Raw genomic sequence first — 20,394 nt, forward strand, 5'->3', positions numbered from 1 at the left:
ATCCATCCGAATCTATACGGTTTGCCATCAATGTTGCTACCTGTAAAAATGATTTTGCTCCCACTAAAAAGTTTTAAGCATTAAGACCTGAGTAGTTACCAAACTATTATTCATTTAGAATCAATTTAAACTAATCAGCTTTAATAATGTTCACTCAATTTTATTGAAAGGCGAGAAAAATAAAAAAACTAACTAACGTGCCAGATAAGCATGAGGTACAGGCCATAAATAAATTGATAAATTTAAAAAGGAACTCAAAAATAAACCAAAAAATACTGTGGGGTAAAAAAAGAAAATTATTTTTAACTTTTTATAAAACTAAACTAATAGTCTGATGAAGAAATTACTTGTTATTTCGATTGCTTTTTTCTATTTTGTTCCCTTTTCATTTTCACAATCTCCTGTTAACGTAGTTGTTATTGGTGCCCATCCCGACGATGCTGACGGCGATGCCGGTGGCACTGCTATTAAGTTTTCTGAAATGGGCCACAACGTTTTGTTTGTTTCCCTGACTAACGGCGATGCCGGTCACCACGAAAAAGGAGGCGGCGCACTGGCCAGAATCAGGCGACAGGAAGCGCAGGAAGCCGGGAAAAGATTTGGTGTAGAATACATCGTCCTGGATAACCACGATGGCGAACTGATGCCCACACTTGAAAACAGGAAAGAAGTTATCCGGCTCATCCGGCAGTGGAATGCCGATGTGGTAATCAGCCACCGGCCAAACGACTACCATCCTGATCACCGGAACACTTCAATACTGGTACAGGACGCTGCCTATATGGTAATTGTACCGAACGTGGTAACTGATACCCCGCCATTAAAAAAAAACCCGGTATTTTTATACGCACAAGACCGTTTTAAGAAACCTTATCCTTTTGAACCCGATATTGCCGTGGATATTACCGATGTGTACGACCAAAAAATTTACGGGATGGCCGCACACGAATCGCAGTTTTTTGAGTGGTTGCCCTGGACCAGCGGAAGGTTGGATGAAGTGCCCGAAACCGAAGAAGAACGGCTGGAATGGCTGGCCGGATTGCGCAAACCACAAATCACTAAAGAAATGCGTCAATCACTTAAAAAATGGTATGGCGAAGAAAAAGCGAAAAATGTAAAAGTAGCCGAATCATTCGAAATTTGTGAATACGGAAGAAGGCCATCGGATGATGAGATCAAAAAATTGTTTCCGATGTTGGGTGAATAATAAAATATAAAATAGTCCTACTCAAACTTCAACCAGTCAATTCCGGCCATGTTGCCGGGTTTGGCATTTGCATCGGTTCCAAGAATTTTTACGGTTAAAATGTGTTCTCCTTCGTTAATAACCCGGGAACCCAAATCAACCTCCACTGCCCTTACCCCTTCAGAATAATACCCGTTAAACTCCTGTCCAAGAGGATGTCCATCAAGGTAAAGCTGAATAATTCCGTAATCAGGTGCCTGGGTTAATCGTGTTGAAATCCGGTATCTGCCGTCTTCTTCGAGAATAAAACGGGAAAGCAGTTCGTCATCTTTTTCACCATGTCGCCACCACAACTGGCTGTCGCCGCTCCAGCCAAAATCTCCCCCTTGCATGCCGGCAGTTCCCGAAGGCGTTAAAACTACTTCAAGATGCTCACCTTCAATCTTCCCGTCTTCATCCACTACCGGCGGATAAATAGCCGACCGGTCGAGTGCCACTGGATTTTTTACACTTCCCACATTGTTAACTGCGTTGGTTTCAACGCCCGGGCGGGCGTACCAAAACGATGACATGGCAAAATTAATGGTTGTTTTTGCCCAATGCCATAATTCAATATTGGAATTTATTTCAGACTGAAAAGGAATGGCATCCAGTGTGCGGTAGCGCATGTTCACCGTCATTCCCGGATGAAAATTTCCGGTGCCTGTAGGCTGTGCAATAAACGGATGGGTAAACTTTTCGGGGCGGCACCAGGCATATCCATAATAATCTTCGGTACCGGTTCCGATAAACGATGGAAATTCTTCACCGTCAACAAAAATCTTTTCATCTCCCTCGCCCCACCAGGCATCGGCGGTGTTAAAAACGGTAAGTGCATCACCCACGTAAAGCCCCTGCCCTTTCAAATCCACATAATTCACATCGAAGTGCCATTTATGGTTATCCAAATCCGGGTCTTTTGCGGTATTAATCTGGTAATGTTCTTTCCATGCCGCACCAAAATACAAGCTCGTATTGCTCCATTTGTAGTTTTCCAAATCTGCTGCAACCTGCACGATCACCGTTTCTTCGCCAAAGTTTGTAAATTTAATTTCAACATTTTCTTTAAACGGCATCAACCAGTACGATTCCATTTTACCATTCTCTGTAACTTTTGTGTACCAGGTGTTGGAGGGAAAAACCTGATAGCCGGTTCCAAAAAATTCACCCACAGGAATCCATACCGTTTCTTCTCCATCGAATGAAATGGAAAGCACCGTAGAGCGAAGTGCCTGCTGAAGGTTTTCACTTTCAATAGCAGCCGACAAATAGGAAACAGCCTTTCCGGCACCTTCAAAATTGAGTGTTAACGATTCCCCGGGAGCCAATGCTTTTTCATCCGATAATTCTTTTTGATCACTTTCAGGATAACCGGCCAGCAATAACCGACCGGTTGCGTCAATAAGTTCACGGTTCTGCTGAACCACTTCGGGCGAGATGCTTTCTACTTCAGCACCTTTTTCATAGGTGCGGTAACAAATATTGTAATAAATGCTTGGGTGCCTTCCCTCATCGGTAATTTCCACGGCATCGCATTCGTAAGTTATTTTACACTGGCTGGCATAAGGCAGAGGCAGGTAGAGATTGTGCCCGCGCTGACCGTATTCTGTTTCGTGCGAAACCGACGCTGCCAGTGGTTCCTCTGCTAGCATACCGCCACTCAGCAGTTCAAGAATATCTCCTTCAATTACTGGTTCCGGTTTGTTATCTACATAAATCCGAACCGTGCCATCCGCTGCCCCTTCGCCTGCAAAAGTCATCCACCAGCGCACCACAGCGCCTGGTCCTTCAGCATCGAAAAGCACAAATTCGCGCCGGCCGTTGTTTTCTTCTTCGCGGATAAAATGCGTAAAATCAGCATTTGCCCACCAGCCCTCTTCGCCTGGTGCGGTGCTTTCGCGATCATAACTACTGAATTGTTTCAGTGTGTAGGGCATTTCGGGCAAACGTGCCAGCACTTCACGGTCAGTCATTTCGCCGAGCAGTGAATCCAATGTTACTTTCTCTTTTTTACACGATGAAAAAAGAAGCGAGGCAATAATTCCGATTAACAAGAAGGTACGGGTCATGATTATATATTTTTATTTTACTACAAAATACGAAGTTAAAAAATTGGCAGTTACAACTTCAGCCTGATGCCAATTTTTGACAGTAACGCTGCAAAGCCAATCATAGCAAAAGCCCAAACAAGCGAACCTGCAATCACCACCACCGAACTTTCCATGAATTTATAAAAAAACAACGGAAAACCGGTCATCCAAACCGAATAGTAAATAAGATTGGGTGCCAGGTAAGTGGTGAGCGAGTTTTGCCCGGCAGGTTTAAAAACTGCACTCCACCGGGTTCTTCCTGACATGAAGTCGCAATAATTAAACTTGCTGCTACCATAATTCCTAAATCCATTTCATTTTGATAGTAAAAGGATGAAATCAATTTACTACAACAAAAACGAAGTAAAAATTTGGATCATCCTTTTTCATGTGTTATTATGAATTTCAGTTTCGTTTTTTTTCCCGCAATCATTGACAACCACTTTATTTTTCAGTAACTTTAATAAGAAAACCAAAAAAAACTGCGACCATGGAAAAGTATTATTATCTCGTAATTACGCCCGAATCATTCATCGCCTCGCACCTTGCCCCTCACGAATTTGGTCACTACCTGTCGGTTGGAACCAAAAAACGCTCACGTGGCCAGAACATCTTTTTTGAAATTAACCCGGCCAAAATTAAAGATTTCCCCGAAGAATACATCAACAGCAAACTGGTTCCCTATTCCAACGGCGAACCCAAACGCTCGGTGTTTTTCGGCATTTACAGGGTGCTGGAAAGAACTCCCCTGGCTGCCCTGAAAAACCTATATCTTGCCACCGACGACGGTAAAGTACTCGAACTCACTTCTTCCGAATTTGAAGAAAAAGATTCGGATGATATTCATCTTTATCAGCAATTTAACCCGATAACTACCCGTGTGGCGAGCAAGCTTACCCCCGACGAATTTATCCGGTTTCTTACCGACACAAACAAACCGGTTTCAACACCTAAATTGTTTTTTGCAGAACTGCTGCTTAACGAACTGGCCAACGATCCGAATGCTCCGCTGCACAACCTGCCCTATCCCAATCCTGACCACCTGCGCGAATGCCTGATAAAACTTAACGAAACAAAAGGTAAGCTGACAAAAACTGTACTTCGTTTCCTGCGGGGAGATATCTCTTACCGAACCATCAAAAACGGATTTTTTATTGGCGAGAAGAAACATTTTCTGTATTTCCCGTTTCCGCCGGTTGAAGAGCTCGAATTGAAACACTACAACTGGTGGCGATCGGCACTAACGCAGCATTATTAAAAAAATTCGTTAATTTTCCCATTTATTTCAAAATCTGCTTTTATGCGTAATTTAGTTTTAGCATTGGCGTTGTTGCTTTTTTCGTTTTCGTGCAAAGACAAAGAAAATAATAACGAGAATCTGCCTGAAGAAAGTATCCTGGAGTATGGCGGCGATTTCTCCATCATGAAGAAGCTCGAAGATGCCGGCGGCGAATATAAAATTAACGGCGAGGCAAAAGAGGGGTTACAAATTTTTAAGGACAATAACTACACATGGTGCCGGCTGCGTGTATTTCACTCGCCCGACATGGAAGGCCCGGTTTGCAACGATTTGGAATACACCATTGCTTTGGCGCAGGAAGCAAAATCGTACGGCTTCAAATTCCTGCTCGATTTTCATTATTCCGACACCTGGGCCGATCCTGCCAAACAATATGTGCCGGCAGCCTGGGAAAACCTGGACATTGAAACACTTAGCGACAGTGTTTACCAATACACAAAAAAAGTAATGAGTGCATTGAATAATTCAGGAGCAGCCCCCGACATGGTGCAGGTGGGCAACGAAATAAACAACGGCATGATTTGGCCACAGGGAAAATTGTGGAATAACGATGGCAGCGCCAACTGGGATGAGCTGACGAATTTACTGAAAGCCGGAATCAGAGGTGTTAAAGAGGCAGAGAACGGAGCGAATATTCCCATACTAATCCATGCCGCAACGGGCGGGAATTTAGTTGAATCGGACAATTTCTACAGCAACATTATTCAGCGGGGAGTCGATTTCGATGTTATCGGGTTGAGTTACTACCCCTGGTGGCACGGCACTTTCGATGACCTGGAAAACAACCTCCAGTTTTTGTCCAATAAATATGAGCAGGAAATATCGGTGGTTGAAACGGCTTATTACGCCAACGGCTTTTATCCCGAGCCGGCGGAGTGGGTGCTCGATGTGCAGCCTTTTCCTCCAAACGAACAGGGACAATATGATTTTTTGATGAAACTGGATGATATTCTGAAAAAACACCCGAAAGTTACCTCGGTGTATTACTGGAAACCCGACGGTATGGATATTCCTGAAACAGGAGTTCCTTATTTAGGCAGAAGCCTTTTCAGTCGCGACGGAAATGCGTTTAAGGGAATTTCGGCGTGGGAAGCAGAAAATTAACTACTTCAGGTTTCGCCGTTTTTCGCGCCTGGTCATTTCAAGTCCTCTGATTTCAACAGGATGTACTACATTGTATTTTTGCGAAGAAAACAATAAGCCTGTTTTATTTTCGCTAATAACAAACTGAGGAATAACAAACCGTAATTCATCTGAATTCAGGCTGTGTTGAAAAATCAGCAGAATGAGTTCATTCGCATTAGGAGGGACAACGCCAATTTGCTGGCCGGCAAAAATTTTCTCATTCACTTTTAATTTTTCATCCGGGTCGATCACATTCCGGTAGCAAATGAGGGTTCCGTCGGGCTGAAGCATGGTAACCGAATTGGTCCATGTGTGGTACCAGTTTGCCGGATCGCCGTCACGCACAGCACCGGTAATTTCAACAACAGTGCCGGTACGGCTGGCAAAAACCGGATCGCCGTGTTGAACGTTGAATCCTGTTGCGTTCCACGATTCAGGTTCGTCTGTTCCCCAAAAACCATCAATATTTTGCACATCGAAAACCGAGGGTGTTTCACCAGGTTTTAGCGGAATCAGATACGGAAAATCCAGATCGGCCAGTGCCATAGGATTTGAGCGGAAAGTTTTTAACTGATAGTTGAAACGCGGCACTCCGCCATCAGGGCATCGCAACAAGGTAAAAAGAGTGTTGAATCCCGGTTCCAGCAGTTTGATGTATGGCAGCGGCTCATCAAAAGTTGTATTCTCCAAATCGGCAAAATCAACTTGCAGAAACAGTGGTGCCGGCGTATTGTTGTAAGCCACAAAATCCACATCGCCCACGCTGTTGTAATTCGCCTGCACTTCAACCGGCTGGGCGGCTGTTGTTAAGTATCCAGCAATAAAAAGGATAAAAACGAAATATTTAATCATAAAGCAAGTCATTCAAAAAAAGCGAATTTACCGTAAAAATGGAACAATTTCATCTTTCATTTCAGGAAATTCACCGATTAACCTTTCATCGGCCAGTTCAAAATCTTCAAAATGAAACCCCGGGGAAACAGTGCATCCGGCCAGTGCATAGCTGTCAGAATTTTGAAGATGTGCGGCAAACCAGGTCTTTTTCGGAACAATGACCTGGAAAGTTTGCCCAAGGTCCGGGTCGTTGCCAACCAGGTATTTTTTCAGCTTTCCTTCTTCCAGCGAAAGGATTTCGATGGCAGAACTGCCGGCATAGTAATGCCAAATTTCATCGGACTTAATACGGTGAAAAGCTGAAAAATCGTTGCCTTCGAGCAAATAATAAATAGAAGTGGAAAAACTGCGTTCTCCGCGGAAATTGGCCGGCAACCCGGTCTGGGGCACTATGTCATCCGACAAATAAATCTCCCGGAAATATCCGCCCTCGGGATGTTTTTCAAGTTCCAGTTTTTCAATCCAGTAAGCTGCTGTTTTCATTTCAACTTCTTTTTTTCGTGATTACTTTGTGGGCTTTGTGCCTTTGTGGCGAAAAAAAATTGCCACCCAAACTCCAAAACTCAAAGGATTACAAAATCTTGACATTCTTTCAAAAAAGTATTCCTTTTTCAAAAGTAAAAATTTATTTTGCTGAACCGGAACATTATAAACATGTATTCAAAAGAAGAGGCTAAAAAACTACGGCTGGAATTCTGGGAGCAGTTTGGCAAACGTTGCGAGATTCATCCGTTGCTGCGCGAACGGCGGAAAAAATGGATGTTGCACCGCACAAAAATCAGGGGCGTGGCACTGCGGTTCGAGGCATCGCGCTCCGATGCAAAAGTGATCCTGGAGCTGAGCCACAAAAACGAAGACAAACGACTGAAAGCCTACGAAATTCTGGAAAACTATAAAGTAGTTATTGAAGATGGTTTTCCTGATGGGTTAACCTGGGAATTCTTTCACCAGCGCGAGGACAGCGGACAGGAGGTGTGCCGCATTTACACGATGCTGAATAACGTGAACTGCCACCGCCGCACAGACTGGCCCGACATCTACAACTTTTTCATCGAAAACATGCTCCGCATCGAAGAAAACTTTTTGATGGTACGCGATGTGTTAAAAGAGGAAGTGGGATGAATTCAGGCAGCCGGGGCAACTATTTCAATTCCATTCTTTTTTCCTGTTTTGTGCGGTTACAGATAAAGCAGCTCCCCGATTTTTCCCATGGCTTCGGTAGCCCGTGCCTGTATAAAAATATCGGTTATGGAGTGCGAAAAAGGGGATGGTTTGATGTTTATTTCGATAATTTTTGCCCCGTTTTTTTTGGCAATTTCCGGTATTCGTGCGGCCGGCAGCACCTCAGCATGGGTGCCAATAATGAGCAGCAGATCGGTTTTTTCTGCTTCTTCGAACGAACGTTTTTTGGCAAAAGCCGGAATTTCTTCGTTGAAAAAAACCATATCGGGTTTTAAAATTCCTTTGCAAATGTAGCAGGTGGGCGGCAGGAAATTCAAATCGGCAAAACTCATGTCGTATTCTGTATTGCACTCGGTGCAAACCAACCGGCGATAAGTTCCATGTAATTCATACACATATTTATTCCCGGCTTTTTGGTGCAGGTGGTCGATGTTTTGCGTAATAATCGATTCCAGGAAACTGCGCTTTTCCATTTTTGCCAGCACTTCGTGGGCCATGTTGGGCTCAGCATCGCCAAGCTTGTCGTAAAATATTTCTTTAATTTTTTTCCAGGCCTGGAGTGGCTTTTTGTGAAAATATTCAATTTCAAGAAAAATAGGGTGTATAGAAGTCCATAACCCGCCGGTACCCCTGAAAGGCGGAATTCCGCTTTCGACAGAAACTCCCGCCCCTGTAAAGGCAACCATGTATTTTGATTTTCGGATTAGTTTTACTGCCTGTTCTATCTTTTCAATATTCATTAAAATTTTTCAAAAAAACAGGAGGCTGCCTAAAAAATTTAACTTCAAACCATTTTGTCATGTTGAGCGAAGTCTTCCGGCGGAAGTATTTTGCGAAAAATATCGGTCTTTAACTGTACTGGTTTTTCGCCTGCGCTCTGAATAATGATGGTGATAGCTTTTTAGGCACCCTCGAGTTGATATGTATGTTATTTGAATCTATTCCGATTCACCATTTAATCCTTTTTTTACCGTAACAGTACCATCTTCATTAAATCTGATTTTAAAGTTGAGTTTTCTGAAGACAGAAATCATTGGCTTATTGTCGCGGGTTGTTTCTGCAACAAGTTTTGTTACGCCCCTGATTTTCGCAACTTTCATACAATATTCAGTAATTATGTAACCCAGTTCTTTTTTCTGCCAGGCATCAGTAATTAATATGGCATATTCCATCACCTCCACATCGGGGTCGGCAATGAGGCGTCCCACACCTACAATGTGTTTTTTGCCTTCCAGTTCAACTTCAGCAACAATGGCAATTTCACGGTCGTAATCAATAAAACAGAACTGTGTCGCCACTTCGTGCGAATCGAAGTAAAAGTCGTACCTGAACCTGTGGTAAATTGATTCTTTTGAACAACTGGCGAGCAGGTCCAGCCACATGGGTTCGTCCTCTGGCTTAATCGGTCTTAGCGTCACCGGCGAGCCGTCTTTTAATTTTTTAGTTGTAATCAGGCTTTCCGGATACGGACGTAAAATAAGGTGCGAGTATTCTTTTACCGGGGTGGCCAGCACCTCTTCGTCAACCACAATGCGGGCATCAAGGGCAATTACATCTTTAGGTGTAACTATCAGCGGATTAATATCCAGTTCCTTAATTTCAGGGTAATCGGCTGCCAGGTACGACATGCGGATTAGCACTTCTACCAGTTTGTCGATATTTTTTGCCGGTGCCCCGCGGTAACCTTCCAGTAAAGGATAAATCTTCAGCGACTGGAGCATTTGCCTTGCAAGCTGTTCATTCAGTGGTGGAAATTCCAATCGCTTGTCTTTGAACAATTCGGCCGAGGTGCCTCCCATACCTACCAGCATGACAGTTCCGAATTCCGGGTCTTTTTTAATGCCGAGAATGATCTCTTCCGCGTCTTTGTTATCAACCATTCTTTGTATGGTAACCCCGTCAATTTTTGCATCAGGTCGTTTTTCAGCCGCGGTTTTTACCATATTCCTGAAAGTGGCCCTCACCATTTCTTCATCTTTGATGTTCAGGGCAACACCACCAACATCTGATTTGTGGGTAATATCGGGCGAATAAATTTTCATTACTACCGGGTAACCTTTCTTTTCAGATATTTTAACGGCTTCGTCCTCTGTAGCAGCTGGTGTGGGGTGGGTTGTATCGATGCCATAATCGTTAATCAGCATCTTCGAGTCGTCTTCGTTCAGAATTTTGGCTTTTGGAAAAACCTCTTTAAGGTATTTTTCGCGCAGTAGATTTCTGTCGTATTCAAACGATAACGGCACCTCTTTGGGGGTTTCATAAAGCATCTCCTGGTTTTTGGCATAATAAGAGAGTGTCATAAATGCCCGGATGGCCTGCTCGGGTGTTGGGTAACTCGAGAGGCCGGCTTTGTTGAATACCTGAATCCCGTCGCGCATGCTGGTACCACCAAGCCAGCCAGTCATAATTGTTTTGGAGGTTTTCTTTGCCATTTCGGCAATAGCTTCAGCTGTTTTGGTGGGGGCAGTCATTGCCTGTGGGGTGAGCAAAACGAGCACGGCATCAACTTTTTCGTCTTCCAGCACAATCCTGGTTGCTTCGGCAAAACGCTCGGGTGTGGCATCCCCCAAAACATCCACCGGGTTTCCGTGCGACCAGAAAGGTGGCAGGTAGTCGTTAAGTTTTTGCATGGTTGAATCAGAAAGTTTTACCAGTTTCCCGCCCCACGAAATAAGGGAGTCGGTTGCCATAACACCGGGACCACCAGCGTTTGTGACAATTGCCAGCCGGTTTCCTTTTGGAATGCGCCGGCGGCCAACCAGGTCGGTAAAGTCGAAAATGTTGCCAAAATCGTAAACCCTGGCCAGGCCTGCCCTGCGGAAAACAGCGTCGTAAATTGAATCTTCCGATGCCAGTGCACCCGTGTGGGATGCTGCCGCGGCTGCTGATTCGGGGAAACGACCTGATTTATATACAATAATTGGCTTTTCGCGTGAGAATGCACGTGCTGCCGACATGAAGGTGCGGGCCTTCGATAAGGATTCAACATAAAGCACAATAGATTTTGTGTTGGGATCCTGGCCAAAATAGTCGATTAAATCACCAAAGTTTACATCCATCGAGTTTCCTATTGAAACAAAATAGGAGAACCCAATGTGTGATTCATAAGCCCAGTCGAGCACCGAGGTACAAAGTGCACCCGATTGTGAGATAAAGCCCACATGGCCTTTTTCGGGCATTCCGTTGGCAAAACTCACATTCATGCTTAATCCCGGAACCAAAATTCCCAGGCAGTTGGGACCGATAATCCGCATGTCAGGGAACTTCGATTTTTCCTCTTTTACCTGTGCCTCGAGTTTTTTGCCCTCATCGCCGGCCTCTTTAAAGCCTGCCGACATGATGATGATGCCGTGGATTCCTGCTTCGCCGCATTGCCGGACCAGGGTTGGAACAAGTTTGGCTGCTGTCATAATTACTGCCAGGTCAGGAACCTTGGGCAAACTTTTTACATCGGGGTAGCAGGGAATGCCAAAAACGGCTTCGCGCTTTGGGTTTACAGGGTAAACTACTCCGTTGTATCCACCACCCACTAAATTGCGCAAGGTAATTCCACCTACGCTGTCAGGATTATTGGAAACTCCGATTAATGCAATCCGTTTTGGTTTGAAAATGCTGTCTAACTTCTTGATGGCCATTTGTATATGTTTTTTTATTTTGTTGAATATTTGTTATCTGCCTTTAAAGTTGGCAGAAATTTTTCATAAAAATCATGAAAAAAAATCATTATCCGAAATTTTTGTTCTTTGCGATTTTAAAAACCAACAGGAATTAAAAATACTAAAAATCAGCAAATTAGATGGCTGTCAAGTTGAATTATTTCTGGTTATATGTTTAAAAACAATTTTACAGCCACCTGTTTGACAACATTTTTTGTTTCCCTGACATAAAAAAACGCCCTTCAAAGAGGACGTTCATTTTATGGATAATCAGTGTTGATAATTATTTTGCTTTACGTTTTGGTGGTTTTGCAAGCAGAATGATAACTGCTCCTGCAATGCAGGCAACACCGGCAATGATAAAGGGAGTAATCCACGCTGCCGGTGTGTCGGCACCCTCGGCAGCGTCTTTAAATAATCCGGCAATTTGCGGACCGGCAATACCGGCAATACCGTAAGCAAAAAATACAAAGCCATAGTTTTTGCCTACCGTTTTGTTCCCGAAAAAATCGGCCGTGGCAGCCGGAAAGAGTGCGAAATTACCGCCAAAATTAAAGCCGATGATGGCCGCGGCAATAATGAAAGTTGAAGTAGTTGAGCCCAGCCTGTACAGCAACAGCATTACAACGCCCTGTAAAAGGCACATCAGGAAAATTGACAGTTTACGTCCGATTTTGTCTGAAACAACTCCCCAGATAATCCGGCCCAGGCCGTTAAGGATGGCATAAATTGCCATGGCTGTACCGGCAACAGAACTCGCCCAGTTCATTGTGTTGTTGAATTCAGGATTTGAAGGGTTCAGGGAACCGAGTTCTCTAAAAGTTAGTGCATCGATACCGAAAAGTTTTATGCAATAGATAACCATTAACCCGGCAAGAGCAGAGAATACAAAAGTTAAAAACAGCATATAAAACTGAGGGGTTTTGAGCATCTCACCGGTATCAAAATTAACTTCGCCTGTTGCCTTACTGGAATTGGCTTCAGGGGGAGTATAACCTTTGGGTAGCCAGCCTTCCGGCGGGTCTTTCATGAACAGGCTGCCAATTAAAACCATGGCCGCAAAAATTATCCCGTATAAAATAAATACGCTGCGTACTCCATCCAGCCCAAAAAGATGGAGGTTGTTCAGGAGTCCGCCTCCCCAGGAGCCGGCCCATTTAACCCAGATAGTTGCTCCAAAACCAAAACCGGCAACGGCCAGTCCGGTTAGCATACCTTTACGATCGGGAAACCATTTTACACCTACCGCAATTGGAACTACATACGCCAGGCCAATTCCCGATCCGCCGATAACCCCGATAAAAATAAGCTGATTGAGGAAATTGCTTCCGAAAAACCCGGCAAGGATGTACCCGAGGCCAAGTGTGAAACCACCTGCTATTGCAAGTTTTTGCGGCCCCAATGTGGCTAACTTCCTTCCGGCCCATATCATTACAAGTGCAAAGAAAAAGAGACCTGCTGAAAAAATCCATGCTGCCTCACCTGCTGAAAATTGGTAAATACCTTCGGATGATGTAAGTTGGGGAGTAAATACCGACCAGGCATAAATGGCTCCCAGGGCCAATTGGATTAAAATAGCCCCTACAACCACCAGCCACCTGTTCATTACTTTTTGATTATTCATAATTTGGTTTTTTTTGATTTAAAAGAAGAGAGGCACCTCCGTATTTATTGAAGGTACCTCTGGAATAGTTAAATTTTTATTGCCGTTTTACTTCCACTTTGGCTCCGTTTATTATTTCTTCCACAACTCCCGGGTCGAGGAGAGTTGAAGTATCGCCGAGGTTAGTGGCGTCGCCTTCTCCGATTTTGCGGAGGATACGCCGCATGATTTTTCCTGAACGGGTTTTTGGAAGACCACTTACGATTTGAATTTTATCGGGCTTCGCAATCGGGCCGATAAATTTGGTTACAGTAGCCCTGATTTCATTCTCAATATTCTCCATTTCCTCGTCGGTGAGATCCTCGCAAATTACATAAGCGTAAATTCCGGATCCTTTAATCTCATGCGGATAACCAACAACAGCCGATTCTACTACTTTAGGATGCTGGTTAATGGCATCTTCCACTTCGGCAGTTCCAATGCGGTGGCCCGAAACATTAATTACATCGTCAATTCTGCCAATAATACGGTAGTAGCCTTCTTCGTCACGCTTAGCCCCGTCGCCGGTTAAATATAAACCGGGGAATGCCGAGAAATAGGTTTGGTAACACCTTTTGTGGTCGCCGTATGTTGTACGCAGCATGCCGGGCCACGGAAATTTAATGCAGAGAATACCCTCAACACCGTTTCCTTTCAGTTCATTTCCTTCGGGATCAACAAGAATGGGCTGTACCCCGGGCAGCGGGAGTGTTGCAAACGAGGGTTTGGTAGGAGTGAGCCCGGCCAGCGGGGATATCATAATCCCGCCAGTTTCTGTTTGCCACCAGGTATCCACAATCGGGCATTTCCCTTTGCCCACAAGGTCGTGGTACCAGCGCCAGGCTTCTTCATTGATGGGTTCACCTACGGTTCCCAGAACTTTCAAAGAACTCAGGTCGTGGCTGTTAACCCATTCATCGCCCTGCGCAACCAGTGCGCGGATTGCAGTTGGTGCCGTGTAAAACTGGTTCACTTTGTATTTATCTACCACATCCCAGAAACGTCCGGCATCGGGCCAGGTAGGAACACCTTCGAACATAATTGAAGTTGCCCCGGCAAGCAGCGGTCCGTAAACAATATATGAGTGACCGGTTACCCAGCCGATGTCAGCAGTACACCAGTAAACATCTCCGTCGTTGTACTGGAAAACATTTTTAAAGGTGTATTCGGTATAGACCATGTAGCCTGCAGTGGTATGAACAACACCTTTTGGTTTTCCGGTAGAGCCCGAAGTGTATAAAATGAAAAGAATGTCTTCTGAATCCATCACCTCGGCAGTGTTGTCTGTACCTGCATCTTTAATTACATCATGCCACCATACATCACGGCCTTCTACTAAATTGATATTTTCGTTAGTGTGTTTTAAAATAATGGAATGTTTAACGGAAGGGCTTTTTTCAAGAGCTTCATCAACAATTCCTTTCATCGGAATTGACTTCGTACCGCGAAAACCGCCATCGGATGTGATGAGCATTTTTGCTTCGGCATCGTTGATCCTGTCGGCCAGTGCTGTGGCCGAGAAACCTGCAAAAACAATAGAATGGATAGCTCCGATGCGTGCGCAGGCAAGCATTGCAATGGCAAGTTCCGGCACCATGGGAAGATAAATGGCAACCCTGTCGCCTTTCTTTATCCCCATCTTTTTCAACCCGTTGGCAAACTGTTTCACTTTGTCGAACAGTTCGCCGTACGTCAGTTTAATTGCTTTTTCTTTCGGATCGTTGGGTTCCCAGATTATTGCAACCTGGTCTTTGCGGGTGCCCATGTTTCGCTCGAAAATATTCTCGGTAATGTTCATTTTGCCATTGACAAACCAATTTACATCGGGCGCACCCTCGCCCTTAAATTTCCAATCAAGAACTTTGTCCCATTTCTTATGCCAGCGATAATTTTCTGCAATGTCGCCCCAGAATTTCTCAGGGTTGGCAACGCTTTCTTCATACTTTTTAAAATATTCAGCAAGACTGGTTATTTTATTTACCATAGCTCAGAATTTAAATGATTAATGAATTATGAATTATAATTGTCAATATTCTTTTTTTCAACTGCCTGCAGGCGGTGTTTTCAACCCAACACTCCGGGTGTTCGATTTATTTTTGTCGAAAACCGGTTAATATTATTCGTGGCTATTGTAGCTTCGTATGAAACTTCGAAGTTTAAACAATTGAGAATGTATGGTAAACAAATGTTATTCACGGTACAAATTCTTGATTTTGAATAACTCTTTTTAAAAGGCTCTTAAATTAATAGAAAAAATGTTTTTTTCGAAATGAATTTAATATTTTGTATAACATCTTGTTGAAATAGAGAAAACCCCTGGTTTTATGCATGTGTTTCAATCACTTTTTATTATATTAATGGGCTTTCCTTTTCATATTTGAAGTTTTAGGTTTATTTTATGAATGTGCTAATAATCAATTTTCATGGTACTACACATAAATATGCATCGCAGCGTGCCAGTGAAATTACAGGGCTGGATTACCAAACGTGCAAGATTGTATCGTGCCACCTGGGCAATGGAGCATCAGTAGCTGCCATAAAAAACGGGAAATCAATTGACACTTCCATGGGATTTACCCCGGTGGAAGGTTTGCTGATGGGGAACCGTTGCGGCGATGTCGATGCCGGAGTGCTGATATATCTTCAGCAAAACTTTAATTTGTTGTACAGTGAAATTCAGCAAATAACAAGGAGAGTGGCTTGTTGGGGATTTCTGGTGTTTCGGGCGATTATCGTGCAGTGGAAAAAGCAGCGCAGGAAGGCAATAAAGCTGTGCGAACGGCGCTGGCAGTGTATCATTACCGGATAAAAAAATACCTTGGCGCTTATGCTGCTTGCATTGGGCGGGCTCGATCTTTTGGTTTTCACAGGCGGTGTAGGCCAGAACAGTGTAAATGCCCGGAAAGAAATTTGCAGTGAATTGGAGTTTCTGGGTATTCAGCTTTCCGAAAAACAAAACACCGAGCTGAATGGTACAGAAGCAATCATTCAGAGCGAAAAAGCCAACGTGAAAATCGTGATTATTCCGGCCAACGAAGAATTGATGATTGCCCGCGAAGTGGCAGATCTGGCAAAATGGAAGCAGAAGGACGGATTAGATTAAAATTTTTTGTCGATTCACCAGTGTAATTTTCGTTTTAACATTCGAAAGTTTTTCAACTATGGTAAAGAACATAAATAAAACTGAGAAAAGTTACCCATTGGGAAAAAGTATTGTTCTAAATTCGGGCAAAAATCCAAACTATGGAAATTCTAAACTTTGAAGATTTACTGGAACAGGTAAAAAAGCAACCCGAAAAAAGGCTGGTTGCCGTAAACGGAGTGGATGTAAATACACTGGAAGCATTGAATAAAGCGGTTGAAATGGGATTGGTGAAAGCTATTTTAACCGGTGACAAGGAGAGAATTGAAGAAACCTGCAGCAATCTGGAAATCGATATCAATAACTATGAGATAGTTCACACCCTCTCGGAACGTGAAGCCGCCGAGAAAGCAGTTGGTTTGATTCACGACGGGAGAGCCGATTTGATAATGAAAGGTTTGGTTTCTACCGATAAGTTTATGAAGGTGTTGCTGAAAAAAGAGTATGGGCTGGTACCTCCCCGGGGGATTTTAAGCCATGTGGCCCTGATGGAAAACCCGAACTACCACAAATTGCTGGTGTTTTCCGATGCCGGTGTGATTCCTTATCCCGATTTGCAGCAGAAAATTTCCATGACCCGTTACCTGATTCAAACTGCACAATCGCTGGGAATTGAAAAACCCAAAGTGGCGGTGATTGCCCCTACCGAACAAATCATCATTTCCATACAGTCGTGTATGGACGGAGCTACCATTGCAAAAATGTCGGAACACGGACAAATTGAAGGCGGCGAAGTGGACGGGCCAATGGCACTTGATGTGGCCATTAACCCGAATTCAGCATCGATAAAAGGTTTTACCTCGTCCGTGGCCGGCGATGCCGATTGCCTGCTGTTCCCGAATATTGATGCAGCCAATGTTTTTTACAAAACCAACTCGAAATTATGCAAAGCCCAGATGGCAGGAATTATTGCAGGGGCAAAAGTGCCTGCTGTTGTTGTGTCAAGGGGAGATAGCGAAAGAATAAAATTTAATTCAATTGCCATGGCCTCGTTAATCAGTTAATCAGTTTTTACGAATGCACAGAATATTAGCCATAAATCCTGGATCAACTTCCACCAAATTTGCTGTTTATTTCGACGATAAATGTGTATTGAACAAAACTATCCGGCATTCGATGGATGAGTTGATGAGTTACAAAAATGTAGTCGATCAGTTCGATTTCAGAAAAGGATTTATTATTGATGCACTGGTGGAAGAAGGCATCGACGTGGATTCCATAAAAACGGTTATTGGCCGCGGGGGACTTACCTATCCGCTCGAGTCGGGGGTTTACAGTGTTAATCAGCAAATGATTAAACATGCTCAGCAGGGAATCCTCGGTCAGCATGCCAGTAACCTGGGGCCATTACTTGCTGATTATATTGCCCAGCAAATCCCCGGTGCGCAGGCTTTTATTGCCGACCCGGTGGTAACCGACGAAATGGATGGTGTGGCCCGGGTTGCCGGCCATCCCAATTTTGAGCGCATCTCCATTTTCCATGCCCTGAACCAGAAAGCTACCGCCCGGGTTCATGCCCAAAAAGTGAACAAACAATATGAAGCGATGAATCTGATTGTGGCCCATTTGGGCGGTGGAATATCGGTAGGTGCCCACAAAAAGGGCCGGGTGGTGGATGTAAACAACGCTTTTGACGGTGAAGGCCCTTTCAGTCCCGAGCGGGCCGGAACACTTCCTGTTGGACAATTAATTGCAGCTTGTTACAGCGGCAAATATTCCGAAGACCAAATTCGCCGCATGGTTGTGGGCGAGGGTGGCTACGTGGGCTATCTCGGAACCAACAGTGCCAAAGAGGTACAGGAGCTGGCCCAATCGGGCAACGAAAAGGCAAAATATATTCAGGAAGCGTTGTTTTACCAGGTTTCAAAAATTATTGGTGAAATGGCAGTAGTGCTCGAAGGTAAAGTTGATGCCATACTCCTTACCGGCGGATTAGCTTACAACGAGGAACTCGAAAAATACATCAAAACAAAAGCTGGTTTTATTGCACCCGTTTTTACTTATCCCGGAGAAGATGAACTGGAAGCGCTGGCCATGAATGCACTGCGCGTGGCACGGGGCGAAGTGGAAGTGAAAGAGTACCGGAAGTAGCGTTTAATTCGCTGGATTTTATTCTGCCAAATTCATTTTTCTGCGGGGATTTCTCTCGATTATTTGTTAAAATTGTACACTTCAACCTAAATTGACTGTACAATGAGAAAAAATATCGTTTCGTTTTGGCAGATTTCAATCCTGATTTTCCTTGCCTTCTCATTTCAAAGCTTGCTGGCCTTTTCTTTTTCAGAAAGCGGAGAAAAAGACATTCCCAAATTAAACAACCCGGTTACTGTGCAGTACCTCAGGAAAAATCTGCGGAAATCGCAACCGCGCCTGGTTCTGAATTCTAAAATAGAAAGGCATCTGAAAAATGAGTTGAAAACCAATCCGGTAGTTCAGAATATATACGAGGCCATTCAGATGAATGCTACTGAAATTCTTGATGAGCCGCCGCTGGAGCGGGTGATGACCGGGCGCCGCTTACTTTCTGTTTCGCGCGAAATGCTTTACCGGATGAATATGCTCGGGATGGTTTATCGCATGGAAAAAGACCAGGAAATATTGGATCGGATAAATGATGAGGTGGTGGCAGTCTGCAATTTTTCAGACTGGAATCCTTCGCATTTTCTCGATGTGGCTGAAATGTCGATGGCAGTGGCCCTGGCACTCGACTGGACAGCCGGAAAATTGCCAAAAGAAACGCAGACTCTGGCTAAAAATGCATTGATTGAAAAAGGAATAAAACCGAGTTGGCCCGAAAGCGGTCGTAATCCGGGCTGGGCATACGGATCAAACAACTGGAACCAGGTATGCAACGGAGGAATGATTGCGGCTTCAATTGCCATTGCTGAGGAAGATCCTGAGCTGGCGGCCCAAACCATTTACCGGGCGCTGGACGGAATGACTCACGCTTTGGTTGAGTACTCCCCTGATGGTGTTTATCCGGAGGGCTCCACTTACTGGAGCTACGGAACCAGTTTCTCAGTTATTACCGCCGCCATGCTTGAAAGCGCATTCGGTACTAATTTCGGCATTGAGGATTATCCTTCATTTAAAGAAAGCGCTGTTTTCAGGATACTGATGAATGCACCATCGGGATGGTATTACAATTTTGCAGATTGCGGCGATAAACGCAGCGAAAACGGGGATATCACACTGGCCTGGTTTGCCACAAAAACCGGCAACGAGGAGTTTTTTGAAAAAGAACGTTTTCTTCGTCCGGCAGAAGAAATGGGGGAACTTTCGCGTCTGGCAGGTGCCGCACTTGTCTGGATTTCACAATTCGAATCTGAAGGATCAGAGAATGTGCCAACTGTCTGGAAAGGAGAAGGTGACAACCCAATTGTTGTTTTCAGGGGCGATGAAAACGATCCGCATGATTACTATTTTGGTGGAAAAGGCGGAAGGGCCACTACAAGTCACGGAAACATGGATGCCGGTTCTTTTATTTTTGAATTGAATGGTGTGCGGTGGGTCATCGATCCGGGTAACCAAAGTTATCATGCCCTTGAGAAAACAGGGTTCAATTTATGGGGAAGCTGCCAGGATTGCCAGCGCTGGACACTGCTCACAAAAAATAATTTCGGGCACAGCACTATTTCCGTAAACGATGAACTTTTCATTAACAACGGATTTGTACCGCTGGTTAATTTTTCAAAAGGGAACAATCCTGCCGCAACTTTTGATTTATCGGCATTATACGGGGACAATTTAAAAAGCGCAACCCGGAAATTTCTGAAAGACAGCCCGACTTCCATTACGATTGAAGATAATATTGAAATTTCAGATTCAACAGAAATGATTGTCTGGCAACTGATGACTGCGGCCGATGTGGAAATTGTTCCTGGCGGTGCTGTTTTACATCAGGACGGTAAGGAGTTAAAACTGGATAACCTATCACATCCGGATTTAATGGTTTCTGTTGTTTCACTCGATCCCGCTCCAATGGAACTCGACCGCCAAATGGAAGGATTGAAACGAATTGAACTGCGCATTCCGGCATGGACAGTTAAAGGAAGAAAAGAAACGATAAAAGTGAGATTGGCAGGGAATTAATTTCCCGCAGCCTTCCCGGGGCCCCGTAAGGGTTTTGGACCCCTGA

Annotated in this window: 16 protein-coding genes and 1 pseudogene; 9 read left to right on the forward strand and 8 right to left on the reverse strand. The window is 44.3% G+C overall.

Annotation, left to right across the window (positions count from 1 at the left end; all coding sequences use genetic code 11):
* The first annotated feature begins 334 nt into the window (after positions 1 to 334).
* Positions 335 to 1,207 (forward strand): PIG-L deacetylase family protein, encoded by an 873-nt coding sequence (locus tag ACTCNA_RS11160; RefSeq protein ID WP_462947995.1) that lies wholly within the window; start codon positions 335 to 337, stop codon positions 1,205 to 1,207.
* 17 nt (positions 1,208 to 1,224) lie between these two features.
* Here the strand turns inward: ACTCNA_RS11160 and ACTCNA_RS11165 are convergent, their stop codons facing one another.
* A complete protein-coding gene (locus ACTCNA_RS11165) occupies positions 1,225 to 3,294 on the reverse strand; it encodes a glycoside hydrolase family 172 protein (protein WP_462947996.1) in 2,070 nt (689 codons plus the stop codon).
* Positions 3,295 to 3,344: 50 nt separating this feature from the next.
* Positions 3,345 to 3,581, reverse strand: a complete 237-nt coding sequence (locus ACTCNA_RS11170; RefSeq protein WP_462947997.1) for a hypothetical protein — start codon at positions 3,579 to 3,581, stop codon at positions 3,345 to 3,347.
* A gap of 224 nt (positions 3,582 to 3,805) precedes the next feature.
* On the opposite strand from ACTCNA_RS11170, the gene ACTCNA_RS11175 reads away from it, so the two are divergent.
* Both ACTCNA_RS11175 and ACTCNA_RS11180 read left to right on the forward strand, forming a co-directional pair.
* The gene (locus ACTCNA_RS11175) at positions 3,806 to 4,573 is read left to right on the forward strand and encodes a hypothetical protein (RefSeq protein ID WP_462947998.1); all 768 of its coding nucleotides are present in this window, start codon (positions 3,806 to 3,808) and stop codon (positions 4,571 to 4,573) included.
* A 42-nt stretch (positions 4,574 to 4,615) separates the two neighbouring features.
* Entirely contained in the window at positions 4,616 to 5,719 is a 1,104-nt protein-coding gene (locus ACTCNA_RS11180; RefSeq protein ID WP_462947999.1) for a glycoside hydrolase family 53 protein, read from the forward strand.
* Here the strand turns inward: ACTCNA_RS11180 and ACTCNA_RS11185 are convergent, their stop codons facing one another.
* Positions 5,720 to 6,592, reverse strand: coding sequence for a hypothetical protein (locus ACTCNA_RS11185; RefSeq protein ID WP_462948000.1), 873 nt, complete (start codon positions 6,590 to 6,592; stop codon positions 5,720 to 5,722). It lies immediately after the preceding gene.
* Between the two features lie 27 nt (positions 6,593 to 6,619).
* On the reverse strand, positions 6,620 to 7,117 hold the full coding sequence (locus ACTCNA_RS11190) for a cupin domain-containing protein (protein ID WP_462948001.1): 498 nt from the start codon (positions 7,115 to 7,117) through the stop codon (positions 6,620 to 6,622).
* 171 nt (positions 7,118 to 7,288) lie between these two features.
* Between ACTCNA_RS11190 and ACTCNA_RS11195 the strand changes: the two genes are divergently transcribed.
* Positions 7,289 to 7,756 (forward strand): DUF4268 domain-containing protein, encoded by a 468-nt coding sequence (locus tag ACTCNA_RS11195; protein WP_462948002.1) that lies wholly within the window; start codon positions 7,289 to 7,291, stop codon positions 7,754 to 7,756.
* A gap of 56 nt (positions 7,757 to 7,812) precedes the next feature.
* Here the strand turns inward: ACTCNA_RS11195 and ACTCNA_RS11200 are convergent, their stop codons facing one another.
* From ACTCNA_RS11200 to acs, 4 genes are all read right to left on the reverse strand, one after another.
* A complete protein-coding gene (locus ACTCNA_RS11200; protein WP_462948003.1) occupies positions 7,813 to 8,556 on the reverse strand; it encodes an SIR2 family NAD-dependent protein deacylase in 744 nt (247 codons plus the stop codon).
* A 198-nt stretch (positions 8,557 to 8,754) separates the two neighbouring features.
* Positions 8,755 to 11,451: a bifunctional acetate--CoA ligase family protein/GNAT family N-acetyltransferase gene (locus ACTCNA_RS11205; protein WP_462948004.1), complete on the reverse strand. Its 2,697-nt coding sequence runs from the start codon at positions 11,449 to 11,451 to the stop codon at positions 8,755 to 8,757.
* A gap of 304 nt (positions 11,452 to 11,755) precedes the next feature.
* A complete protein-coding gene (locus ACTCNA_RS11210; RefSeq protein ID WP_462948005.1) occupies positions 11,756 to 13,096 on the reverse strand; it encodes an L-lactate MFS transporter in 1,341 nt (446 codons plus the stop codon).
* A gap of 76 nt (positions 13,097 to 13,172) precedes the next feature.
* A complete protein-coding gene (gene acs / locus ACTCNA_RS11215; protein WP_462948006.1) occupies positions 13,173 to 15,098 on the reverse strand; it encodes an acetate--CoA ligase in 1,926 nt (641 codons plus the stop codon).
* Positions 15,099 to 15,512: 414 nt separating this feature from the next.
* Here acs and ACTCNA_RS11220 point away from each other — a divergent pair.
* The 5 genes and pseudogenes from ACTCNA_RS11220 (at position 15,513) to ACTCNA_RS11240 (ending at position 20,348) form a co-directional block, all read left to right on the forward strand.
* A pseudogene (locus ACTCNA_RS11220) lies at positions 15,513 to 16,033 on the forward strand (hypothetical protein).
* Complete coding sequence (locus ACTCNA_RS11225; RefSeq protein WP_462948007.1) at positions 15,942 to 16,217, forward strand: hypothetical protein; 276 nt, start codon at positions 15,942 to 15,944, stop codon at positions 16,215 to 16,217. Before ACTCNA_RS11220 ends, ACTCNA_RS11225 begins: the two are co-directional and overlap by 92 nt.
* Positions 16,218 to 16,357: 140 nt before the next feature.
* A complete protein-coding gene (locus ACTCNA_RS11230) occupies positions 16,358 to 17,260 on the forward strand; it encodes a phosphate acyltransferase (RefSeq protein WP_462948008.1) in 903 nt (300 codons plus the stop codon).
* A gap of 13 nt (positions 17,261 to 17,273) precedes the next feature.
* Positions 17,274 to 18,347 carry a butyrate kinase gene (gene buk / locus ACTCNA_RS11235; protein WP_462948009.1) on the forward strand — a complete coding sequence of 358 codons (1,074 nt, stop codon included), beginning with the start codon at positions 17,274 to 17,276 and terminating at the stop codon, positions 18,345 to 18,347.
* Positions 18,348 to 18,449: 102 nt separating this feature from the next.
* Positions 18,450 to 20,348 (forward strand): heparinase II/III domain-containing protein, encoded by a 1,899-nt coding sequence (locus ACTCNA_RS11240; RefSeq protein ID WP_462948010.1) that lies wholly within the window; start codon positions 18,450 to 18,452, stop codon positions 20,346 to 20,348.
* Positions 20,349 to 20,394 lie beyond the last annotated feature (46 nt).

This window comes from Tangfeifania sp., from assembly GCF_055108615.1.